Origin of the sequence: Singulisphaera sp. GP187, assembly GCF_900129635.1 — a bacterium.
Classification (GTDB): domain Bacteria; phylum Planctomycetota; class Planctomycetia; order Isosphaerales; family Isosphaeraceae; genus Singulisphaera.
In genome coordinates, this window is the sequence record NZ_FSRB01000001.1 from 5,089,349 (window position 1) to 5,107,067 (window position 17,719).

The 17,719-nt window shown below is 62.1% G+C and carries 13 protein-coding genes; 7 read left to right on the forward strand and 6 right to left on the reverse strand.

The genetic code is table 11. The annotated features are described in order from the left end of the window. Nucleotides 1–27: 27 nt before the first annotated feature. A complete protein-coding gene (locus BUS42_RS19740) occupies nucleotides 28–1,125 on the reverse strand; it encodes a DUF1559 domain-containing protein (RefSeq protein WP_074309006.1) in 1,098 nt (365 codons plus the stop codon). Between the two features lie 804 nt (nucleotides 1,126–1,929). Between BUS42_RS19740 and BUS42_RS19745 the strand changes: the two genes are divergently transcribed. Next, nucleotides 1,930–3,141, forward strand: a complete 1,212-nt coding sequence (locus BUS42_RS19745) for a cystathionine gamma-synthase family protein (protein ID WP_074309010.1) — start codon at nucleotides 1,930–1,932, stop codon at nucleotides 3,139–3,141. A 275-nt stretch (nucleotides 3,142–3,416) separates the two neighbouring features. Here the strand turns inward: BUS42_RS19745 and BUS42_RS19750 are convergent, their stop codons facing one another. Continuing rightward, nucleotides 3,417–3,734: a protealysin inhibitor emfourin gene (locus BUS42_RS19750; RefSeq protein WP_074309013.1), complete on the reverse strand. Its 318-nt coding sequence runs from the start codon at nucleotides 3,732–3,734 to the stop codon at nucleotides 3,417–3,419. A 58-nt stretch (nucleotides 3,735–3,792) separates the two neighbouring features. Further along, entirely contained in the window at nucleotides 3,793–4,989 is a 1,197-nt protein-coding gene (locus BUS42_RS19755; RefSeq protein WP_074309016.1) for a M4 family metallopeptidase, read from the reverse strand. 463 nt (nucleotides 4,990–5,452) lie between these two features. Here BUS42_RS19755 and BUS42_RS19760 point away from each other — a divergent pair, with 463 nt between their 5' ends. The 3 genes from BUS42_RS19760 (at nucleotide 5,453) to BUS42_RS19770 (ending at nucleotide 9,268) form a co-directional block, all read left to right on the forward strand. After that, nucleotides 5,453–6,691: a cytochrome-c peroxidase gene (locus BUS42_RS19760; RefSeq protein WP_254053622.1), complete on the forward strand. Its 1,239-nt coding sequence runs from the start codon at nucleotides 5,453–5,455 to the stop codon at nucleotides 6,689–6,691. A gap of 149 nt (nucleotides 6,692–6,840) precedes the next feature. Beyond that, nucleotides 6,841–7,791 carry a DUF1559 domain-containing protein gene (locus BUS42_RS19765; protein WP_074309020.1) on the forward strand — a complete coding sequence of 317 codons (951 nt, stop codon included), beginning with the start codon at nucleotides 6,841–6,843 and terminating at the stop codon, nucleotides 7,789–7,791. A 235-nt stretch (nucleotides 7,792–8,026) separates the two neighbouring features. Further along, a complete protein-coding gene (locus BUS42_RS19770; protein ID WP_074311259.1) occupies nucleotides 8,027–9,268 on the forward strand; it encodes an MFS transporter in 1,242 nt (413 codons plus the stop codon). Nucleotides 9,269–9,308: 40 nt separating this feature from the next. On the opposite strand, the gene BUS42_RS19775 is transcribed toward BUS42_RS19770, so the two are convergent. Beyond that, nucleotides 9,309–9,509 carry a hypothetical protein gene (locus tag BUS42_RS19775; protein ID WP_143206387.1) on the reverse strand — a complete coding sequence of 67 codons (201 nt, stop codon included), beginning with the start codon at nucleotides 9,507–9,509 and terminating at the stop codon, nucleotides 9,309–9,311. 252 nt (nucleotides 9,510–9,761) lie between these two features. Between BUS42_RS19775 and BUS42_RS19780 the strand changes: the two genes are divergently transcribed. The 3 genes from BUS42_RS19780 (at nucleotide 9,762) to BUS42_RS19790 (ending at nucleotide 12,383) form a co-directional block, all read left to right on the forward strand. Continuing rightward, a complete protein-coding gene (locus tag BUS42_RS19780) occupies nucleotides 9,762–10,340 on the forward strand; it encodes a cysteine hydrolase family protein (protein WP_074309024.1) in 579 nt (192 codons plus the stop codon). A gap of 631 nt (nucleotides 10,341–10,971) precedes the next feature. Then, entirely contained in the window at nucleotides 10,972–12,087 is a 1,116-nt protein-coding gene (locus BUS42_RS19785; protein WP_074309027.1) for a WD40/YVTN/BNR-like repeat-containing protein, read from the forward strand. Continuing rightward, nucleotides 12,087–12,383 carry a MoaD/ThiS family protein gene (locus tag BUS42_RS19790; RefSeq protein ID WP_074311261.1) on the forward strand — a complete coding sequence of 99 codons (297 nt, stop codon included), beginning with the start codon at nucleotides 12,087–12,089 and terminating at the stop codon, nucleotides 12,381–12,383. Before BUS42_RS19785 ends, BUS42_RS19790 begins: the two co-directional genes overlap by 1 nt. A 271-nt stretch (nucleotides 12,384–12,654) precedes the next feature. Here the strand turns inward: BUS42_RS19790 and BUS42_RS19795 are convergent, their stop codons facing one another. Together BUS42_RS19795 and BUS42_RS19800 are read right to left on the reverse strand one after the other, a co-directional pair. Continuing rightward, nucleotides 12,655–15,819, reverse strand: coding sequence for an efflux RND transporter permease subunit (locus BUS42_RS19795; RefSeq protein WP_074309028.1), 3,165 nt, complete (start codon nucleotides 15,817–15,819; stop codon nucleotides 12,655–12,657). Between the two features lie 328 nt (nucleotides 15,820–16,147). After that, the gene (locus BUS42_RS19800; RefSeq protein WP_074309031.1) at nucleotides 16,148–17,389 is read right to left on the reverse strand and encodes an efflux RND transporter periplasmic adaptor subunit; all 1,242 of its coding nucleotides are present in this window, start codon (nucleotides 17,387–17,389) and stop codon (nucleotides 16,148–16,150) included. Nucleotides 17,390–17,719: the final 330 nt, after the last annotated feature.

Genomic DNA, 17,719 nt, shown 5'->3' on the forward strand with positions numbered 1-17,719 from the left:
GAATCTCGGCCCCGGGCATCCCTGCCTTCAATAGCGATCCGAGGAGATCGACTCGCCGTTGGCGATCGTCCCGAGCGCCCACCAGGGTTCGCGATTGATCGATTCCTTGATCGATCGGACCGCCCCGTCGCCGAACAGGGCGTTGACGAGTCCCGGGTGCCGACTGCTGGCCGTGAACGCGCCGTGCATCCGATAATCGGGGGCGGTGGGGGCACAACTCCAGGTATTCGGGGTCATCAGATGGGTATAGCGGGTGTGTGTCGGCAGGCCCACGGCCCAGGAGCCACCGCTCCCACCCCCCTGCCCCGCCGAATACCCCATTCCGGTCATGATGCCCGAGCTATGGCCATTGGCCATGTTGCGGATTTTGAGGCTGCGGCATCGATCGGCATAGGGCGCCGGAAGGCTCCACATCGCGGATTCCATGAAACCGAAATCAACGACATAAACCGTAATATACGGTTTCGATATATCATAGATAAAATTCGCATCCTTAAATCCTTTGACGCGTTCACTGAACGCGATCGACTGGCTGAGCCCATCAGTCACGTCGATGATCGCCTTGACCTGGGCCTCGGTCGAGTTGAAGTCCGGGCCAATGAAGAACCCGCTGAACCGACCCGGGTGACAGGCCGAGTCGAGCGCATTGCCGCTGTTGCCTACGTAGTTGTTGTGCCCCTCCGGGGTGGTCAGCCGATTGATGTCGGACGGGCAGAGAAACAGGTCGATCTTGGTCCGGGTCACGGTCCGGTTTTCCACCGCCTTGCCGTCGGGCCGACAGCCCATCCCAAAGTCAAAATTGGCGGCGTCGTAGAGCGGCTTTTGTTCCAGGTAGGGTAAGAGCATCGCGTGGGCCGACCAGACCATCCATTCCGAAGCGCCAATCTGACCGGGGGGAAAGCAACCCACCGTATCGTGGTAATTCAACAGCGCAATCCCGATCTGCTTCAGGTTGTTCACACACTGCGCTCGTCGGGCCGACTCGCGGGCGTTGGATACGGCCGGGAGCAGAAGGGCCACCAAGACCCCGATGATCGCAATGACCACCAAGAGCTCGATCAGGGTGAAGCCGAACCGCCGGAGCGACCACGCCGTTCGATCCCGTCCGCAACCGGTTGCGACCATCGCTTGTTCCCCTTATTTTTTTATGAGAAAGCCGAAACGGCGTACTCGCATCGCGTCAAGCACGTCGATCCGCAGGCGGGGTTCCCCCCCCCTTCCAGGTCAACCGATCCCCGTGAGAGAACACGAGTGCCAAAACCAAGGGCCTTCGAAAGCGACGAGAGGTGAACTCTTCTTTGCGCTCGTGAAACCTCAAACCCGAAAGGGATTCCTGAATCCCTATCTTGCTGATTTCGGCGATTGCATGCAAGCCCTCTTCCCCTCATCAATCAAATCGCCCTCAAGTTTTTGGGTTCAGCGTTCGCATCGGCGATTCCTCGATGGCTTAGGAATGGGCCTTCAACCATGAGCGAACCCAAATGCTCAGGATTCATCGCGCTTGCCGCTTGTTCAAGCTCCAATGGGTAGGCCCCTTGGATTGGAATCGGCTTTCAGACGGATCGATCAGGCGGGAGGGAGCCGGACTGCGATTGGCAAACTTTGCTTCTCGACGCAACACTCGGTACGATGAAGCAGGGCCTGGTCGGAGGAGTCGGCGGCTCGATACGACCCGAGCGCTACGCTGCCCCAGAGGACCAAGGCCGAGGGGGAAGGTGGTGCAACACCGCCCCGTCGTTCCTTTCGGGATTGGCACGAGGGCAACGAATCAACACGACTTGATTATTGATCCCGTGCCCCGGATCTCCCTTTCACGCGGAACCCACACACCCCAACCTGCGTCCCGCCGTAAAATCCCGAGACCACAGGCGTGGTGGCAACGTCGCTTCACGGATCTTGCGGCGACGTCCAGGTTCAGGAACACTGTCAATGTCCGACTCAGAGCAGACTCGCCAGGGCAAGCCGCATCCTCGCACCCAGGCTGTGTGGGCGGGTGAAGGGGGTGTCCACATGCAACGGGCCACCCAGGTTCCCGTGGTCCACAGCGTCTCGTTCGGTTATGACGACCTCGACGAGTGGCGATCGGTCGCGTTGGGGCAGACCGAAGGGCACATCTACGGCCGAAACACCAATCCCACCGTCGCCGTCTTCGAGGAGAAGCTGCGCGTGCTGGAAGGGGCTGAGGCCGCCACCAGCTTCTCGACCGGCATGGCCGCGATCAGCGACACCTTGTTCACCTTGCTGGAGCCAGGTCAGCGCGTGGTGTCGGTGACCGACACTTACGGCGGCACCAACCGCCTGTTCAGTGAGTTTCTGCCGCGGGTCGGGGTGCAAGTCACGCTCTGCCAGACGGCCGACCAGGCGGCGATCGAGACCGCGATCGACGGCGGCTTACGGGTGCTCTACCTGGAGAGCCCGACCAACCCGACCTGCAAGGTGCTCGACCTCGAACGCCTGTCCGCTCGCGCACGGGCGCAGGGAGCCATCGTGGTGGTCGACAATACGTTCGCGACCCCGATCAATCAACATCCGCTGGAGCTCGGCGCCCATCTGGTGGTCCATAGCGCGACCAAATATCTCGGTGGCCATGCCGATGCCCTGGGGGGCGTGACGGCGGGCGACGCGGCGCTCATCAAGGCGATCTATCGGCGCCGGGAGATCACGGGGGCGACCCTGCACGCCGATGCCGCCTACCTGCTGCTCCGCGGGATGAAGACGCTGGCGCTACGGGTGGAACGCCAGAACCACAATGCCCTGGCGATCGCACGCCACTTGCGGGCCCACCCGCTTGTCGAGCATGTTTTTTATCCCGGCCTGGAAGATCACCCGAACCACGACGTCGCCAAGCGGCAGATGCCCGGCGGGTTCGGCGGCGTGCTCAGCTTCCAGTTGCCCGGCGACTTCGCCGTGGTCAAGCGGTTCCTGCCCCGGCTCCGCTGGGCGCACCGCGCCGCGAATCTCGGGGCGGTGGAAACCGTGGTCGCTCCCCCGGCGACCGGCTCCCACGTCGAACTGACCGCCGAGGAGCGGGCCGCCCTGGGGATTCCCGAAACCTTGGTGCGCTACTCGTGCGGCATCGAGGACGTGGATGATCTGATCGCGGATCTCGACCAGGCGCTGGAAGGCTCGCAGTCCGCCTGAGATCGGCCGCAGAATCCAACTTGCCCCGACCGCTTCAAATTCCGAAGCGGTCGTGGCGGAGTGAACGCGGCAATGGCCGAGGAGGCATAGGCTTCGCCTTACATGTCAATCCGCCGCGACGGTCGAGGTCGAGAGTCGCTTCCTCGCAGGCCCTTTTGTCCCGACCACGGTCTATTCAACAAATGCAATTTTTTGCCAAAGAAAAGACACAGACCCTTTCGGGCCTGTGTAGGTGAGTTGGCCGTGAGACACGCCCCGGAAGCCCGACCCAGGTTTTACGGGTTTCGCGGGCCACCGGAGCCCTTTCGTGCTCTGAAATAGTCGATCAGAGGGCGAATCGACGCGGGCATATCCGTGTCGGACACCTCGACACGACGACTCTTGCCGCCGTCCTCAACCGTCAAAATATAAGTGAATTGGTCGCGGGCGGCTGACGGGGCGACCCGGCGATCCTCCATCCCCAGAATGCCGGAGCGAGCCGCAAGCTCGAGGAACTCGCGTGATTCGCTGTCCGGCATCGTTTCGGTGTCGATGGAGTTGGTCTTTTTCATGAAGGGAAGCTGGCCGCCAACACGTTCGTAAGTCACTCGCATGCCACCTCTTCCTGGCCGAACGCCAGCGCAACGAATCGAATCAGCGAAGCCACGCCGGTTACATTCGTTCCATGATACCCGACAGCTCGCTCAAAGCATGCTCCAGCTCTTTCTTCAGGTTGCCGTTCCCTGACGCCTTCGCAGCGGCACGCCCCCGCGACTTCGCCGCCCGACTCCGGGCCGCGGCCGAGGTGGCCTGGATCTCGATTCCGACGTTCGACCACGCCTGTCCCACGGCTTGCTGCTGCGCGCTATTCGTCCCGAAAAGGGTGCCCGCAACCTCATGGGTCACATCGGCGCAATCCTGAAATTGAGCCGTTCTCCAAAGCCGCAGCAGCGCGTTGTACCAGATGAGGCCGGCCCCATCCCAGGCGTTGTCGCTCGGGCCGGCGATCGCGACGGCGGCGAGATAGAAGGCATGGTTGGGGATCCCTGAATTGATATGCACACCGCCGTGGTCGCCGGACTCCGTATTTGGCAAATCGACGTAGTCGCTCATGTGCGCCGGTTGGGGGTCCTTGCCACCCAGTCTGTCGTCGTCGTAGGCCGTCCCCGGCGCCTTCATCGAGCGCAACGCCTGGCCGTTTACACCGGGGGCCAGGATGCCGCTGCCAATCAGCCAGTCGGCCTTGGCGGCGGTCTGCTTCTTCGAATACTGCTTGACGAGTGACCCGAAAACGTCAGACATCGACTCGTTCAGCGCTCCGGATTGGTCGTGATACTCGAGATCCGCGGTGAACTGGGTGACCCCATGCGTCAGCTCGTGGCCAATGACGTCGATCGCCTTGGTAAAGCCGGTGAAGATCACGCCGTCCCCATCGCCAAAGACCATCTGCCGACCATCGAAGAAGGCGTTGTCATAGTCCTGGCCGAAGTGAACCGAGGCGTCAAGTCTCATGCCCAGATCATCGATCGAGTTGCGGTGATAGATGTCGGAATAGAGCTTGTAGGTTGCGCCCAGGCCGTCGTATGCCTCATTGACAGCCTGATCGGACGAGAGGGGTCCACCTTCAGACCGCACAAGATCGCCAGGGAGCGTGGTGTTGTTCTTGGCGTCGTAGATGGTTCGCCGCAACGTGCCGGTTGGAGTCCCCAGCGCCGACTGGGCGAAGATATCGCGGCGCCCTCGCAGCCGGGATGAGGCGATCAACGATCGCAGACCGATCTCGCGAAGTTTTTCATCGTCGCTCGCGGCCAAGGCGTGCAGGATGTGGGGAGGGACGATGCACAGGATCGGGTCATGGTGCGGATTCATGAGCAGTCTCCCTGCGTCGAAGGGTTCGAGAGCGCGGAGCAATCGAGGGGGCATTCGATATGAAGAGGCCCCCACCCAACAAGGGCTCGACGACGATCCATCGAAACATGCTTTGCCATCAATGGCATGCGGATCACTGAATACCCAACATAACGATAGCTCAAATTTTCCACAATACGCCATTGCATGAATTTCATAATCTTTAAAGTCATGACGCCCACAAATTCTCGTCACGTGCGGATATTGTGTTGCCATTGATCTTCCAAGAACGCCGACGACCAACGACTCCACCGAAATGCCAGGACGCGTCGACCTGGGCTGGACTTAACGACCGGCCATTCGAGACAATGACATTCAGTCTCAACACAGAACCGATGAATGAAGCCAGGCTAAGGACGGTTGCGTTATGCGATCAGGGTGGTTGGTTCGCTGGACATCGACATTAGGGATGGGCGTTTTGGTCATGTTGCTGCTGGGCGCCCCCGCGATCGTCCGGGGCGACGATGACCCGGGCGCCACGGCCGAGCGGCAGGAGAAGGGGTTGCCCCGGCTCCCGCCCCGGCCCCAGGAGTCCGCCGACGTTCGCGCGGAGCGGATCGCCGGGTTGCGCCGGGTCTACCAGGGGCCTCCTGCGGAATGGCCCAAGCCGGACGTCGACCCGGGGGTGGAGTGGGTCGAGTTGGGCATCTTGCCGCCGGTGCCCCACCCCGCCACCAACCCGCCGACAGCGGCGAAAGTGGCGCTGGGCAAGATGCTGTTCTTCGACCCGATGCTGTCGGGCAGCGGGCAGATCGCGTGCGCGTCGTGCCATGACCCCGACCTCGGGTGGGCCGACGGCCGGACCACGTCGTTCGGCCACGACCGCCAGGCACTTCGGCGCAACTCACCGGGGCTGCTCAACATCGGCCAGGCACGGAGCCTATTCTGGGACGGCCGGGCCGCGACGCTCGAAGATCAGGCCCGCGCGGTGATCCTGAACCCGCACGAGATGAACGCCCCGGCCGAAGCGACGGTGGCGGCCGTGGCCAAGGTGCCCGGCTACCGCCCGGCGTTCCGGGAGGCGTTCGGGGCAGACGACGTGACGCTCGATACGGTGGCCCTCGCCCTGGCCGCGTTCGAGCGGACGCTGGTCGGCGGCCGGAGCAAGTTCGACGCCTTCCTCAAAGGCAATCCACAAGCGTTGACCGACGAGGCGATCGCCGGCCTCGACCTGTTCCGAGGCGCAGCGCGGTGCCTGAACTGCCACAACGGACCGGCCTTCAGCGACGGCCAGTTCCACGACCTCGGCCTGAGCTACTACGGACGGGAGCTCGAGGACCTCGGCCGCTACCGGATCACCCGAGACGCCGCCGACGTCGGCCGGTTCCGCACGCCCAGCCTCCGCAACGTCGGCAACACCAAGCCCTACATGCACAACGGAGTCTTCGAACTCGACGGGGTGTTGCGCATGTACAACGCCGGGATGGCGACCTTGCGCCGCCCCTCCGGCGCACCGAAGCCGGACGCCGCGCCGTTCCCCACCAAATCACCGCGGCTCCGCCCCTTGGGCCTGAACGATCGCGATCTCGCCGACCTCAAAGCCTTCCTCGAATCCCTGAACGAACCCCGCGGCTTCCGTCGTCCGCCAATCCTCCCCCCCAGTCCGCCCGAGTTGATACAGAATCTCAATCGCAACTTGACGCCCCCGCCGGGGCCTCAGTAAACTTGCACCCGGGAGAAACGGTCCTTTGCTCCCGATTTGATTCAGCCCGCAAGCACTGGCCCCCAAGGATGGTCCCGGGGCGGTCCCCGCGACTTCGTTCCGGCGCCGCCTCGCCCCGCCTTGCGGCCCCAATCCCCTGACGACGAACCATGAATCGGAATCCTCATTCTTCCCGGGGCGGCTTCACGCTCATTGAACTGCTGGTCGTGATCGCGGTCATCGCGGTGCTGATCGCCTTGCTGTTACCCGCCGTGCAGGCGGCGCGCGAGGCCGCGCGGCGGATCCAGTGTGCCAATCACGTCAAGCAATTGGGGCTGGCGGTGCACAACTTCCACTCCGCCAACAACGCCCTGCCGACTTCGGAAACCAAGCCGACCTATTACTGGGGCGCCCTGATCCTGCCGTACATCGAGCAAGCGAACCTGTACCAGAGCTACAACATTCAGGTGGCGCACATCGCGGGCGACAACAGCACGGCGGCCCAGACCCACATGAACGCGATGCTCTGCCCGAGCACGCCGAGCGGGCCCCGGCTCAATCCGTCGTTCGTCACGAAACCGGCCCCGGGTTGGGGGGCCGCAATCGCCGACTACGCGGCGAGCACCGGCATCGCCTCCACCATGTGGGACTCGGGCTTGATGCAGAGTCCGCAGCCACCCAGCGTCGACGGCGTGTTCCAGGGCACCACTGCGAAAGGTCAGCGGAATCTCAGCGAGGTCATCGACGGGACCTCCAACACGATCATGCTGGTCGAATGTGCCGGCCGGCCCCAAATCTGGCGATCGGGCCGGACGATGGTCCCCGGCTCGGGTGTGACGGCAAGCAATAGTGTCCTGATCAGCGCCTGGGCCGAGGCCAACCTGTTCTCGGTGAAGGGCTTCGATCCGGGTAAGGACTGGATCAGCGCCGCGAAAAACTTGGGGCGGTGCCCGATCAACTGCGGGAACCAGTTCGGGATCTACGGCTTCCATCCCGGCGGAGCCAACGTCGGGATGGCCGACGGGTCGGTGCGGTTCCTCAAGGAAACGATGGCAATCGAGGTCCTCGGCTCGCTGCTCACCCGCCAAGGCGGTGAGGTCATCTCGTCGGACAGTTATTGAAGACGCGATATTCGCAAATTCTTTCCCGATCTCGTTTGCTTGGCACTCCAGCAGAGAGACACTCAAAACGGCTTCCGAGTCGTTTGGCAAGCTCCTCCATAAGCATTGATTTTCTTTTTCAATCCGTCATGGGCAAGGGCCGAAGGGTTGACGCATTCTCCTATCATTCAGTGCCGCCACTCGAGCGCGAACGAATCCGCCGCCCGGAAACCCACTCGGTCACCACCCTTTGCTCATGAATGCCGAACTTGAAGAACCGATCGGCGCCGGACGCCTCGGTCGCCGCACCACTTTATTGATGGCGATCGGCTGCGGCGTCACCGTCGCCAACTTGCATTACGTTCAGCCGCTCCTGCCCCAGATCGCCCGGGACCTGCACGTCGGGGAGGGTGGGGTCGCCCACATCCCGGCGCTGCCGCAGGTCGGGTATGCCCTCGGCCTGCTCCTGATCGCCCCGTTGGGCGACATGGTGGAACGGCGAGGGCTGGTGGTCGCGATGCTCACCGCGGTGATCGTCGCGCTCGTGGGGATGGCCGTGGCCCCGACGCTCGGGCTGCTGGCCGTGGCGAGTTTCTTGCTGGGGGTCACAACGATCACCCCGCAACTGCTGCTCCCGTTCGCCGCCCACCTCGCCCCGCCCGGGGAACGAGGGCGGGTGGTGGGTACGGTGCAGGGCGGCCTTCTGATCGGCGTCCTCTTGTCGCGCACGGTGAGCGGGTTCGTCGGCCAATACCTCGGCTGGCGGGCGATGTACGGGATCGCCGCCGGGCTTTCGATCCTCCTGCTGGTGGTCCTGCGGCGGGCGTTGCCGAGGGACAAGGCGACCACAGGGCTGACCTATCCTCGCCTGATCGGTTCGCTCTGGGAGATGGTCCGAACCGAGCCCGCGCTGCGGCAGGCCTGCCTGTTTGGCTCGGCGACGTTCGGGGTCTTCCTCGCGTTCTGGTCCACGCTGGCCTTCCACCTCGCCGAGCCCCCATTCCGCTACGGGAGCGAGATCGTCGGCCTGTTCGGGCTGGTGGGCGTGGTGGGGGTCCTGGCCGCGTCGTTGGTCGGCAAGCTCGCGGATCGGGGCGATTCCCGGTTCACGGCGGTGCTCGGCCTCGTCCTGATGCTGGCCTCGTTCTTCGAGCTCTGGGTCGGCTCGAATCGGCTCGGGGGGATCGTGGCCGGGGTCATCCTGCTCGACCTCGGGATGCAGATGACGCACGTCTCGAATCAGGCACGGATCTATGCCTTGCGCCCCGAGGCTCAGAACCGGTTGAACACCATCTACATGGTCTCGTGCTGCGTCGGCGCCGGGGTCGGCTCGATCCTGGGCGGGTTCGCCTGGTCGCGGTGGGGCTGGGGGGGCGTCTGCGCGGTCTGCGGCCTGCAACTCGCCGTCCCGCTCCTTGGCTTCGCTCGAAGCCTGATCGGGCGGACGGAGGACGAAGGCGAATCGGCCCCGGAGGGGGTCTTGCCGGAGCCCGGTTGAGACCCAACGGTCAAGCGGGGCATTCACTCAATTCATTTCATCAATAGCTATCGGCGCTGAGGATTTCGCCCCCGCTCCGCGGCCCGAGCGACCAGATCGTCTGGATGCTGACGCTATCCTTGAGGAAGCGGACCGAGGCGTCGGCCTGATCACGAGCATGCTGCTGAAACTCGTCGTCCTCCCCGCCGCGTACGACGGGTTCGATCCCGGTCCATCGTCCGTACCGGAAACGATCCGTCAACAAGTCATTCGCGGTTGGCTTCGCCTGAGCCTGAAGGGATTCGCCGGGAGCGCAAAACAAAGGTGCCAGGGGCCGTCACTGAGTGCAATCGCGAGCCCTCGAGCCGGCTGCTCGACGTACCGTCGGGGCCTTCGTGAACGCGACGAGAACCTTTGACACCCGGCGCAGAGCGACGGTATCGTGACTTTACGTTGCGGACCGCCCTTGCCGGTCGTCTCCCTCCCTGACATCTTACGCGAGAGACTTAAGAATATGTCTAAGCGTGCGCTGATCGTGATCGACATCCAGAATGACTATTTCCCGGCCGGCCGTTGGGAGCTGAGTGGAATGGAAACCGCCGCGGATAACGCCGCCCGGCTCCTGGCCGCGGCGCGTGCGGCAGGTGATCTGGTCGTCCACGTCCGCCACGAGTTCCCGACAGCCGATGCGCCCTTCTTTGCGCCAGGATCGGCGGGCGCCCAGATCCATTCGAAGGTTCGGAATCTCGACGGCGAGCATGTGGTTCTGAAACACTTCATCAATTCCTTTCGCGAAACCGATCTCAAGGAAGTCCTCGACCGCAACGGCATTGAGGACGTCGTGATCTGCGGCGCGATGAGCCACATGTGCGTCGACGCAGCCACTCGCGCGGCTAACGACTTCGGCTACCACTGCATCGTCGTTCACGACGCCTGCGCCTCGCGTGACCTTGAGTTCAACGGAGTCCCGATCCCGGCCGAGCAAGTGCACGCGGCCTTCATGTCAGCGCTCCGCTTCGGCTATGCGAGCTCAGTCTCGACCGAAGAGTTCCTCGCGGGGAAGTCAGCCAAGCCAGATTCCTCGCAGGCGTAAACATAAGGCGAGCCAAGGGGGCGGAAGCGCGAACGTCCCACCCATCGGTTACAACGACCCGATCCAGGGCCAGGAAGCCTCTCGCGCCTCGTTCCCACGGTCCCCCGCTATGCCTTACCCACAAGTGGGGGGCTGGCCCGGTGTCCAGCGAGGGTGATCGGCGCAAGCGCTTGAGAGTCCTCCAGTTGTGGCATCCAGCTCGAGCCACAGCCCCCTTCCGTAACCTCCGAATTGCTAACGACTTACGACTTGTGGGTAAGGCATAGCGGTCCCCCGTGGGAATGCAGTCGGGGACGCGCTGCGTCCTCGGCTTGCGACGGCCAGACGACGCGGAGCGTCGGGGACGGCATTCCCACGGGGGACCGTAGGAACGAGGGGAATTCCTCGCTCTCTGGCGGGTCGTTGTTTTTTTCCAAGCGACGGCGCACAGACCAGAAGAACTCAAAACCTTACGCCGGATGCCGTTACGTGGCTTCTCGGCGTGCGTGCCCAGAAAATCCGGCGCACGCTTTTGGTCGTTGTCGAATTCGACCGACGCCAGACGACTACTGAGTGTCCACGCCGTTTCCACCCTGGGGCGGTCGACCCTCGGGTCCCCCTGACGAAAACGCGATAAAAAAAGGAGTAAAGCATGAGCCAAGTCCGGGTACTCGTTGGCACACGCAAGGGCGCGTTTCTCTTGACGGCGGATGGCAAACGCCAGCGGTGGGAGATCAGTGGCCCCCATTTTGCGGGCTGGGAAATTTACCACCTCAAGGGCTCTCCGGTGAACCCCGACCGGTTGTACGCGTCGCAGTCGAGCGGCTGGTTCGGGCAGATGATTCAGCGCTCCGACGACGGTGGCAAGACCTGGGAACCGGTCGGCAACGAGTTCAAGTACGACGGCGTTCCCGGCACCCACCAGTGGTACGACGGCACGCAGCACCCGTGGGAATTCAAGCGCGTCTGGCATCTCGAACCGTCATTGACCAATCCGGAGGCCGTCTACGCCGGTGTCGAGGACGCCGCCCTGTTCCATTCCGCCGACGGTGCCCGGACGTGGCAGGAACTCCCCGGACTCCGCGGTCATGAGTCGGGACCGCGCTGGCAACCGGGGGCCGGCGGGATGGGCCTGCACTCGATCATCATCGACCCGAGCAACCCCGAGCGGATCTTCATCGCGATTTCCGCCGCCGGCGTGTTCCGGACCGACGACGGTGGCAAGACCTGGCGGCCGACGAACCGAGGGCTGCGGTCGCAGTACATTCCCGACCCGAATGCGGAGGTCGGCCATTGCGTTCACCGGATCGCCCTGCACCCCGCGCGTCCCGACGTCTTGTTCATGCAGAAGCACTGGGACGTCATGCGCAGCGACGACGCCGGGGAGAACTGGCACGAGATCAGCGGGAACTTGCCGTCCGATTTCGGGTTTCCCATCGACGTCCACTCGCATGAGCCGAACACCGTCTACGTCGTCCCGATCAAGAGCGACTCCGAGCATTACCCGCCCGACGGTAAGCTCCGCGTCTATCGGAGTCGGACCGGCGGAAACGAGTGGGAAGCCCTCACAGCCGGCCTGCCGCAAAGCGACTGCTACGTCAACGTGCTCCGCGACGCCATGGCCGTTGACTCGCTCGACGCATGCGGGATCTACTTCGGCACCACGGGGGGACAGGTGTACGCATCGGCGGATGCGGGCGACAACTGGGTCCCCATCGTCCGCGATCTTCCGGCCGTCCTCTCCGTCGAGGTCCAGACACTGCCATGATCATCCGCGTGGTACTCCCAACCCATCTGCGGACGCTGGCACGCATCAATGGCGAAACCGAGCTCCATGTCGAGCCCCCGATCACCCAGCGCTCGGTCCTCGACGCGCTCGAAGTCCGCTTCCCAATGCTCCGCGGAACGATCCGCGACCACGAAACCCAACGACGCCGGCCCTTTTTACGATTCTTCGCCTGTGAGCAGGACCTGTCCCACGAACATCCGGACACCCCGCTCCCCGACGCCATCGCCACGGGGGCCGAGCCGTTCTTGGTCGTGGGGGCCATCGCCGGCGGCTAAGAAATCACGTCCCGAGTTTCCAGTGGTTTAGCTTTGGATGGCGTACGGATCATGGGGACCGAACCGCCAGTTCTGAACGTTCTCTGTCGCTGGGGTCTGTGCCCCCCGTCTGCTGGCCTTTGCCCCGGGGTCGGAGACCCCAGCAACATGGACGTGAGCGACTCGAGGGCAAACCGCTGTCATCCCACGAAAGTCGGCTGGGTCGAGACCCAGCCGACGTGGCACGTCCGTAAATCGTCCTGAAATCGGCAAGCGATTTACGGCCCGTTCCTTAGTGAGCCGTGATGGCCTCGGTCAGCGGTTCATCCGCCTCGTCCTGGAGGAGTTGGCCCTTCTCGGCAATCACACCGAAGATGTAATAAAGGCCGGGAATGACCAAGACCCCGATCAAGGTGCCCACGAGCATCCCGCCGACTGAGGCGGTGCCAATGGTGCGGTTTCCGATCGCTCCGGGGCCGGTGGCAACGACCAACGGAAGGAGACCGGCGATGAAGGCGAAGGAGGTCATCAGAATCGGCCGGAACCGCAGTTTTCCGCCTTCGATGGCCGCCTCCTTGAGGCTCAGGCCCTCCTGGCGCCGTTGCACCGCGAATTCGACGATGAGAATCGCGTTCTTGCCGAGCAGCCCGACCAGCATGACCAGACCGATCTGGGCGTAGACGTCGTTGGACAACCCCATCACCTTCAGTAATAAGAAGGCACCGAAGAGCCCGACCGGAAGCGACAGGATCACGGCCAGCGGCAGCATGAAACTCTCGTATTGCCCCACCAGCACCAGATAGACGAAGACAACGACGATCGCGAAGATATAAACCGCCAGGTTCCCCTTGTTCGCCTCGTCATAAGAGAGGCCTTCCCAGCCGATGTCATAACCGTGAGGCAAGGTCTCGGCGGCGACCTCTTCGATCGCCTTGATGGCTTGACCGCTGCTATAGCCGGTAGCCGGTGCACCTTGAATGGCGGCAGAGGGATACAGGTTGTAGCGATTGATCTCGTTCAAGCCCTGCCGCTTCTTGAGCTTCATGAACGCGGAGTAGGGGACCATTTCCCCTTGCTCGTTCTTGACGAACATATTCTCCAAATCCTCGGGGATCCGCCGGAACTCCGGCGCGGCCTGAACAAAGACCTTGAAGAACTGGCCGAAGCGGATGAAGCCTTGTTCCCAGGTACTACCCACGACGACGGAGAGGTTGTCCATCGCGGTTCCGATCGACACCCCCTTCTGCATGGCCACGTCATTGTTGATGACCAGTTCATACTGCGGGTAGTTGCTGGCGAAGAAGGTGAACAGGCCCTTCACCTCCTTGCGTTTTGACAGGGCGGCCATAAACTTCTTGGTCACTTCACCGAGCCGCTGGTAGTCGTTCGTGTTCGTCTTGTCGAGAACACGTGTGGAGAACCCACCGGCCGCACCAAAACCAGGAACCGCGGGCGGCTCAAAGAACTCGAGTTTCGCGTTGTAGATCGCACGGCCTTTTCTGTCGAGTTCCTCAATGATCTGGCGTGAGGTCAGCTTGCGCTCGGACCAAGGCTTCAAATTAATGAGACAGGTCCCTGCGTTCGAGCCTCGGCCCTCGGTCAGAACCTCGTAGCCGGCCAACGAGGAGACCGAGTTGACTCCATCGATCTTCTTGGCGATCGCCTGCAGTTCGTGGGCCTTGGCGTTGGTGTACTCGAGGGTCGAGCCCGGAGGCGTCTGGATGATCCCATAGATCATGCCCTGGTCCTCGAGCGGAATAAAGCCCGTCGAAAGCTGCGTGTTCACCAGGAAAATGGCGACGCCAAAGCCCGTGATGATGCCCATGGTCAGCACGCGGCGCGTGACGATCCGGCGCAGGACCGCGGCATAACCGCCCGTGACCTTCTCGACGCCACGGTCAAAAAGATGGAGCAGGATGGCCAGCGGCCCACGCTTTTTCACGTGGCCCGTGTGGGGCTTGAGAAGCATCGCACAGAGAACGGGCGTGAGCGTCAGGGCCACGACACCGGAGAGCACGATGGCCGTGGCCATCGTGAGACCGAACTGGCGGTAGAAGACGCCGACCGGCCCGGTCATGAAGGTCACCGGAATGAAGACGGCTGTCATCACCAGCGTGATGGCGATGATCGCGCCACTGATCTCGTGAACCACCTCCATGGTCGCCCGAAACGGGGAGAGGTGCTTCTCGTTCATCTTGGCATGCACCGCTTCGACCACCACGATCGCGTCATCCACCACAACCCCGATCGCCAACACCAGCGCGAAGAGCGTGATCAGGTTGATCGAGAGGCCGAACAAGAGCATGAAAAAGAATGTCCCGATCAAGGACACCGGAACGGCCAGGGTCGGGATCAGCGTGGACCGCCAATCCCCAAGGAACAGGAAGACCACCAGGGCCACCAACACGAACGCCTCGAACAAGGTGTGGAGCACCTTCTCGATGGACGCCTCCAGGAAGCTGGAAACATCGTAGCTGACCTGAAAGTCCATGCCAGGGGGGAACGCCTCCCCCTTCATCTCCGCGAGCTTCTCCTTGACCTCCTCAATGACGGTGGCGGCGTTGGAGCCGGGGGTTTGCTTGAGCACGATGGCCGCCGAGGGATAGCCATCGATGTCCGAGTAGAGGTTGTAGTACGAAGCGCTCAGCTCGATTTTGGCGACGTCCTTGAGCCGAAGGATTTCCCCATCGGGATTTGCCCTTAATATGATATTTTCATACTGCTCCGGCTTATTGTACCGTCCCACCCAGGTCAGGACGTACTCGACGGTTTGCGACGTCTTGCCCGTCGCCTGGCCGAGTCGTCCGGGCGAACCGATCATGCTCTGTTGTCCCAGAGCCTTCATGACGTCCTCGGAGGACAGTCTGTAGGCACGCATGCGGTCGAGATTCAGCCAGACCCGCATGGAATACTGGCGGCTGCCGAGAATCGTGGCGGTGCCGACGCCCCGGACCCGCTTGATCTCGGGCAGGATGTTGACAAAGGCGTAGTTGTAGAGAAAATTCTGGTCGACGCCTTTCTGCGTACTGAAGACGTTCACATACATTAACATGCTCGTCATCATCTGCATGACGACGATTCCCTCCCGCTCCACCAGGGGAGGGAGTCGGTTTTTCACCATATTGATCCGGTTATTCACGTTCAAGACCGCCACGTTCGGGTCCGTGCCCGGCTCGAAGATGATCATGATCGTGGCCTCACCGGCACTGGTGGCGGCAGAGGCCATATAGCGCATGTCTTGGACGCCGTTGATGGCCTGTTCCAAGATAATCAGGACCGAGTCGACCAAGACATCGGCACTGGCGCCGGGATAAGCCACCGTGACCACCACGCTCGGCGGCGCGACGGAGGGGAACTGGGATATCGGCAACGTTTTAATTGCCAGCGCCCCAAGAAACAGGATGATCACGGAGATCACGATCGCTAATGCGGGTCTATAGAGGATTTTTGCGAACATCGTTCTGACTGCACTTTCCGAAAGATTGCGTGTATGTGTGTGAACCGAATCTCGGTGCCGACTGCTGCAACCCCAGCGCCGAACGTCAGACCCTCACAAACCCGTCGATTGTCACCAGTTCCACCGGATCGTTCCGGATCGCTCGGCAGCTCGTCGGCGCCGACCGACCCGGCCCACTCCATCGCCGATTTGCCTGCACCCTTGGGGTCTGAGTCGACTGAGCGGAAATCCGATTGGGCCGGGAATCGGCTGCATGCTTTCGAGATCCGGTCTCGGAAAGTACAGTTCTGAGAGAAACGGGTTGAGTTCTGTCCCGGGAAGCGGCTTGCTATTCCGCCCTGTTTTTGAGGCTTGCAATCACCAGTTCCGGCTGACGAAACTCGAAGTCCACCTTCTCGCCCTCGCGAACCTGGAGGATCCCTTCGAGAACGATCCTGTCGCCCACATCAAGTCCTTTTTTGATAACAAAGATGTCATCCTTTTCTTCCAGGACGACGATCTCGCGCTGATGGACCTTGTCATCCTTGTCGACGACATAAACGTACCGCTTGTCGAGAGTCTCGAAGGTCGCCCGCTGCGGGATGACGAGGGCGTTATCCAACACTCGGTTGATCAACACCGTGCCGGTCTGACCGTGACGGAGCAGGCGGTCCGGGTTCGGAAAATCGGCGCGGAAGGGGATGTTCCCGGTCTCGTTGTTGAATTTGGCCTCGATCGCACCGATCTTGCCGGTCTGCTTGAACTTGTTGCCGTCCGCCAGCACGAGTTCGATTTGCTGATCCCCATCATGCTTACCCATGACGGCCATGTATTCGAGGTATTGGGCCTCGGGCACGTTGAAGTAAACCCACATCAGGCTGTTATCGGACAAGGTCGTGAGGCTGTCCCCCTCCTTGATCAGGCTGCCGATCTGCTCCTGCAGGCGGTCGACGATGCCATCGAACGGTGCCCTGACGTCGGTAAAGTTCAACTCGGCCTTCGCCAGTTCCGCCTTGGCCTGGGCCTTTGACAGTTTCGCCTGGAGCAGTGCCACCTCATTCTGGGAGACCACATTCTTCTCGAACAACTTCTTGGTGTTCTTGAACTCCAGTTGCGCGAGCTGGGCCTCGGCGTTCTCGGCATTCAGTCTTGCCTGGTAAAGAACTGGGACGATTTTGAACAACAAATCGCCCTTCTTTACGGCCTGGCCTTCCTTGACCGAGATCGCCTCGAGATACCCGTTCTCCAGCGCACGGACATTGATGTGGCGCTGCGAGTGGATCTGGCAGACATATTCCTGGGTGAGGACGACCGCTTTTGCCTGAGGACGGGTGACGAGGACCTTATGGTGCTCCTCGTGGTGCTCCTCCTCGTGCTTGTGAAAATACGCCTCAAACTGGCCGACGATGCGCCCTTTCATCCGCTTGGCATGCACGCTCATAGTATCAAGATGCGTGTAAATCTTGGTGGTATTCAATCTTGGGATGTCCACACGCAACTTGTAAAGGCCGAGGACCACGCCGCTGATCAGGGCGACGACCAGCATCAAGGTGGTCAACGGCCGTCGCATAGCGAACTTAAACGGATTCATCGCAGGGCTCCTGTTCGACTCTTCTCGACTCAACTCTGTCCCGATTCCTTGGGCAAGGAACCATGGTGTGGATTGGAGGAATTCGAGTACGGACGGCAATCCGACTCGGTTCAACGCCAGAGGGGGGTGAGATGGCGTCGGAAAGGCGCGCGGGATGATCTCCCGGCTAGGTCGTCATCAATCGATCGCGGACGTCGGGGTCCGGGGCACGCCAAACCAACGACCACGCGGGACGTCGAACCCAAGACCTGGGCATTGGCGAGGCACGGTTTGACCGAGTGAGCGATGTCGATTGCACGCCATCCCCCAGGGTGGGGCCTGGACGACGCG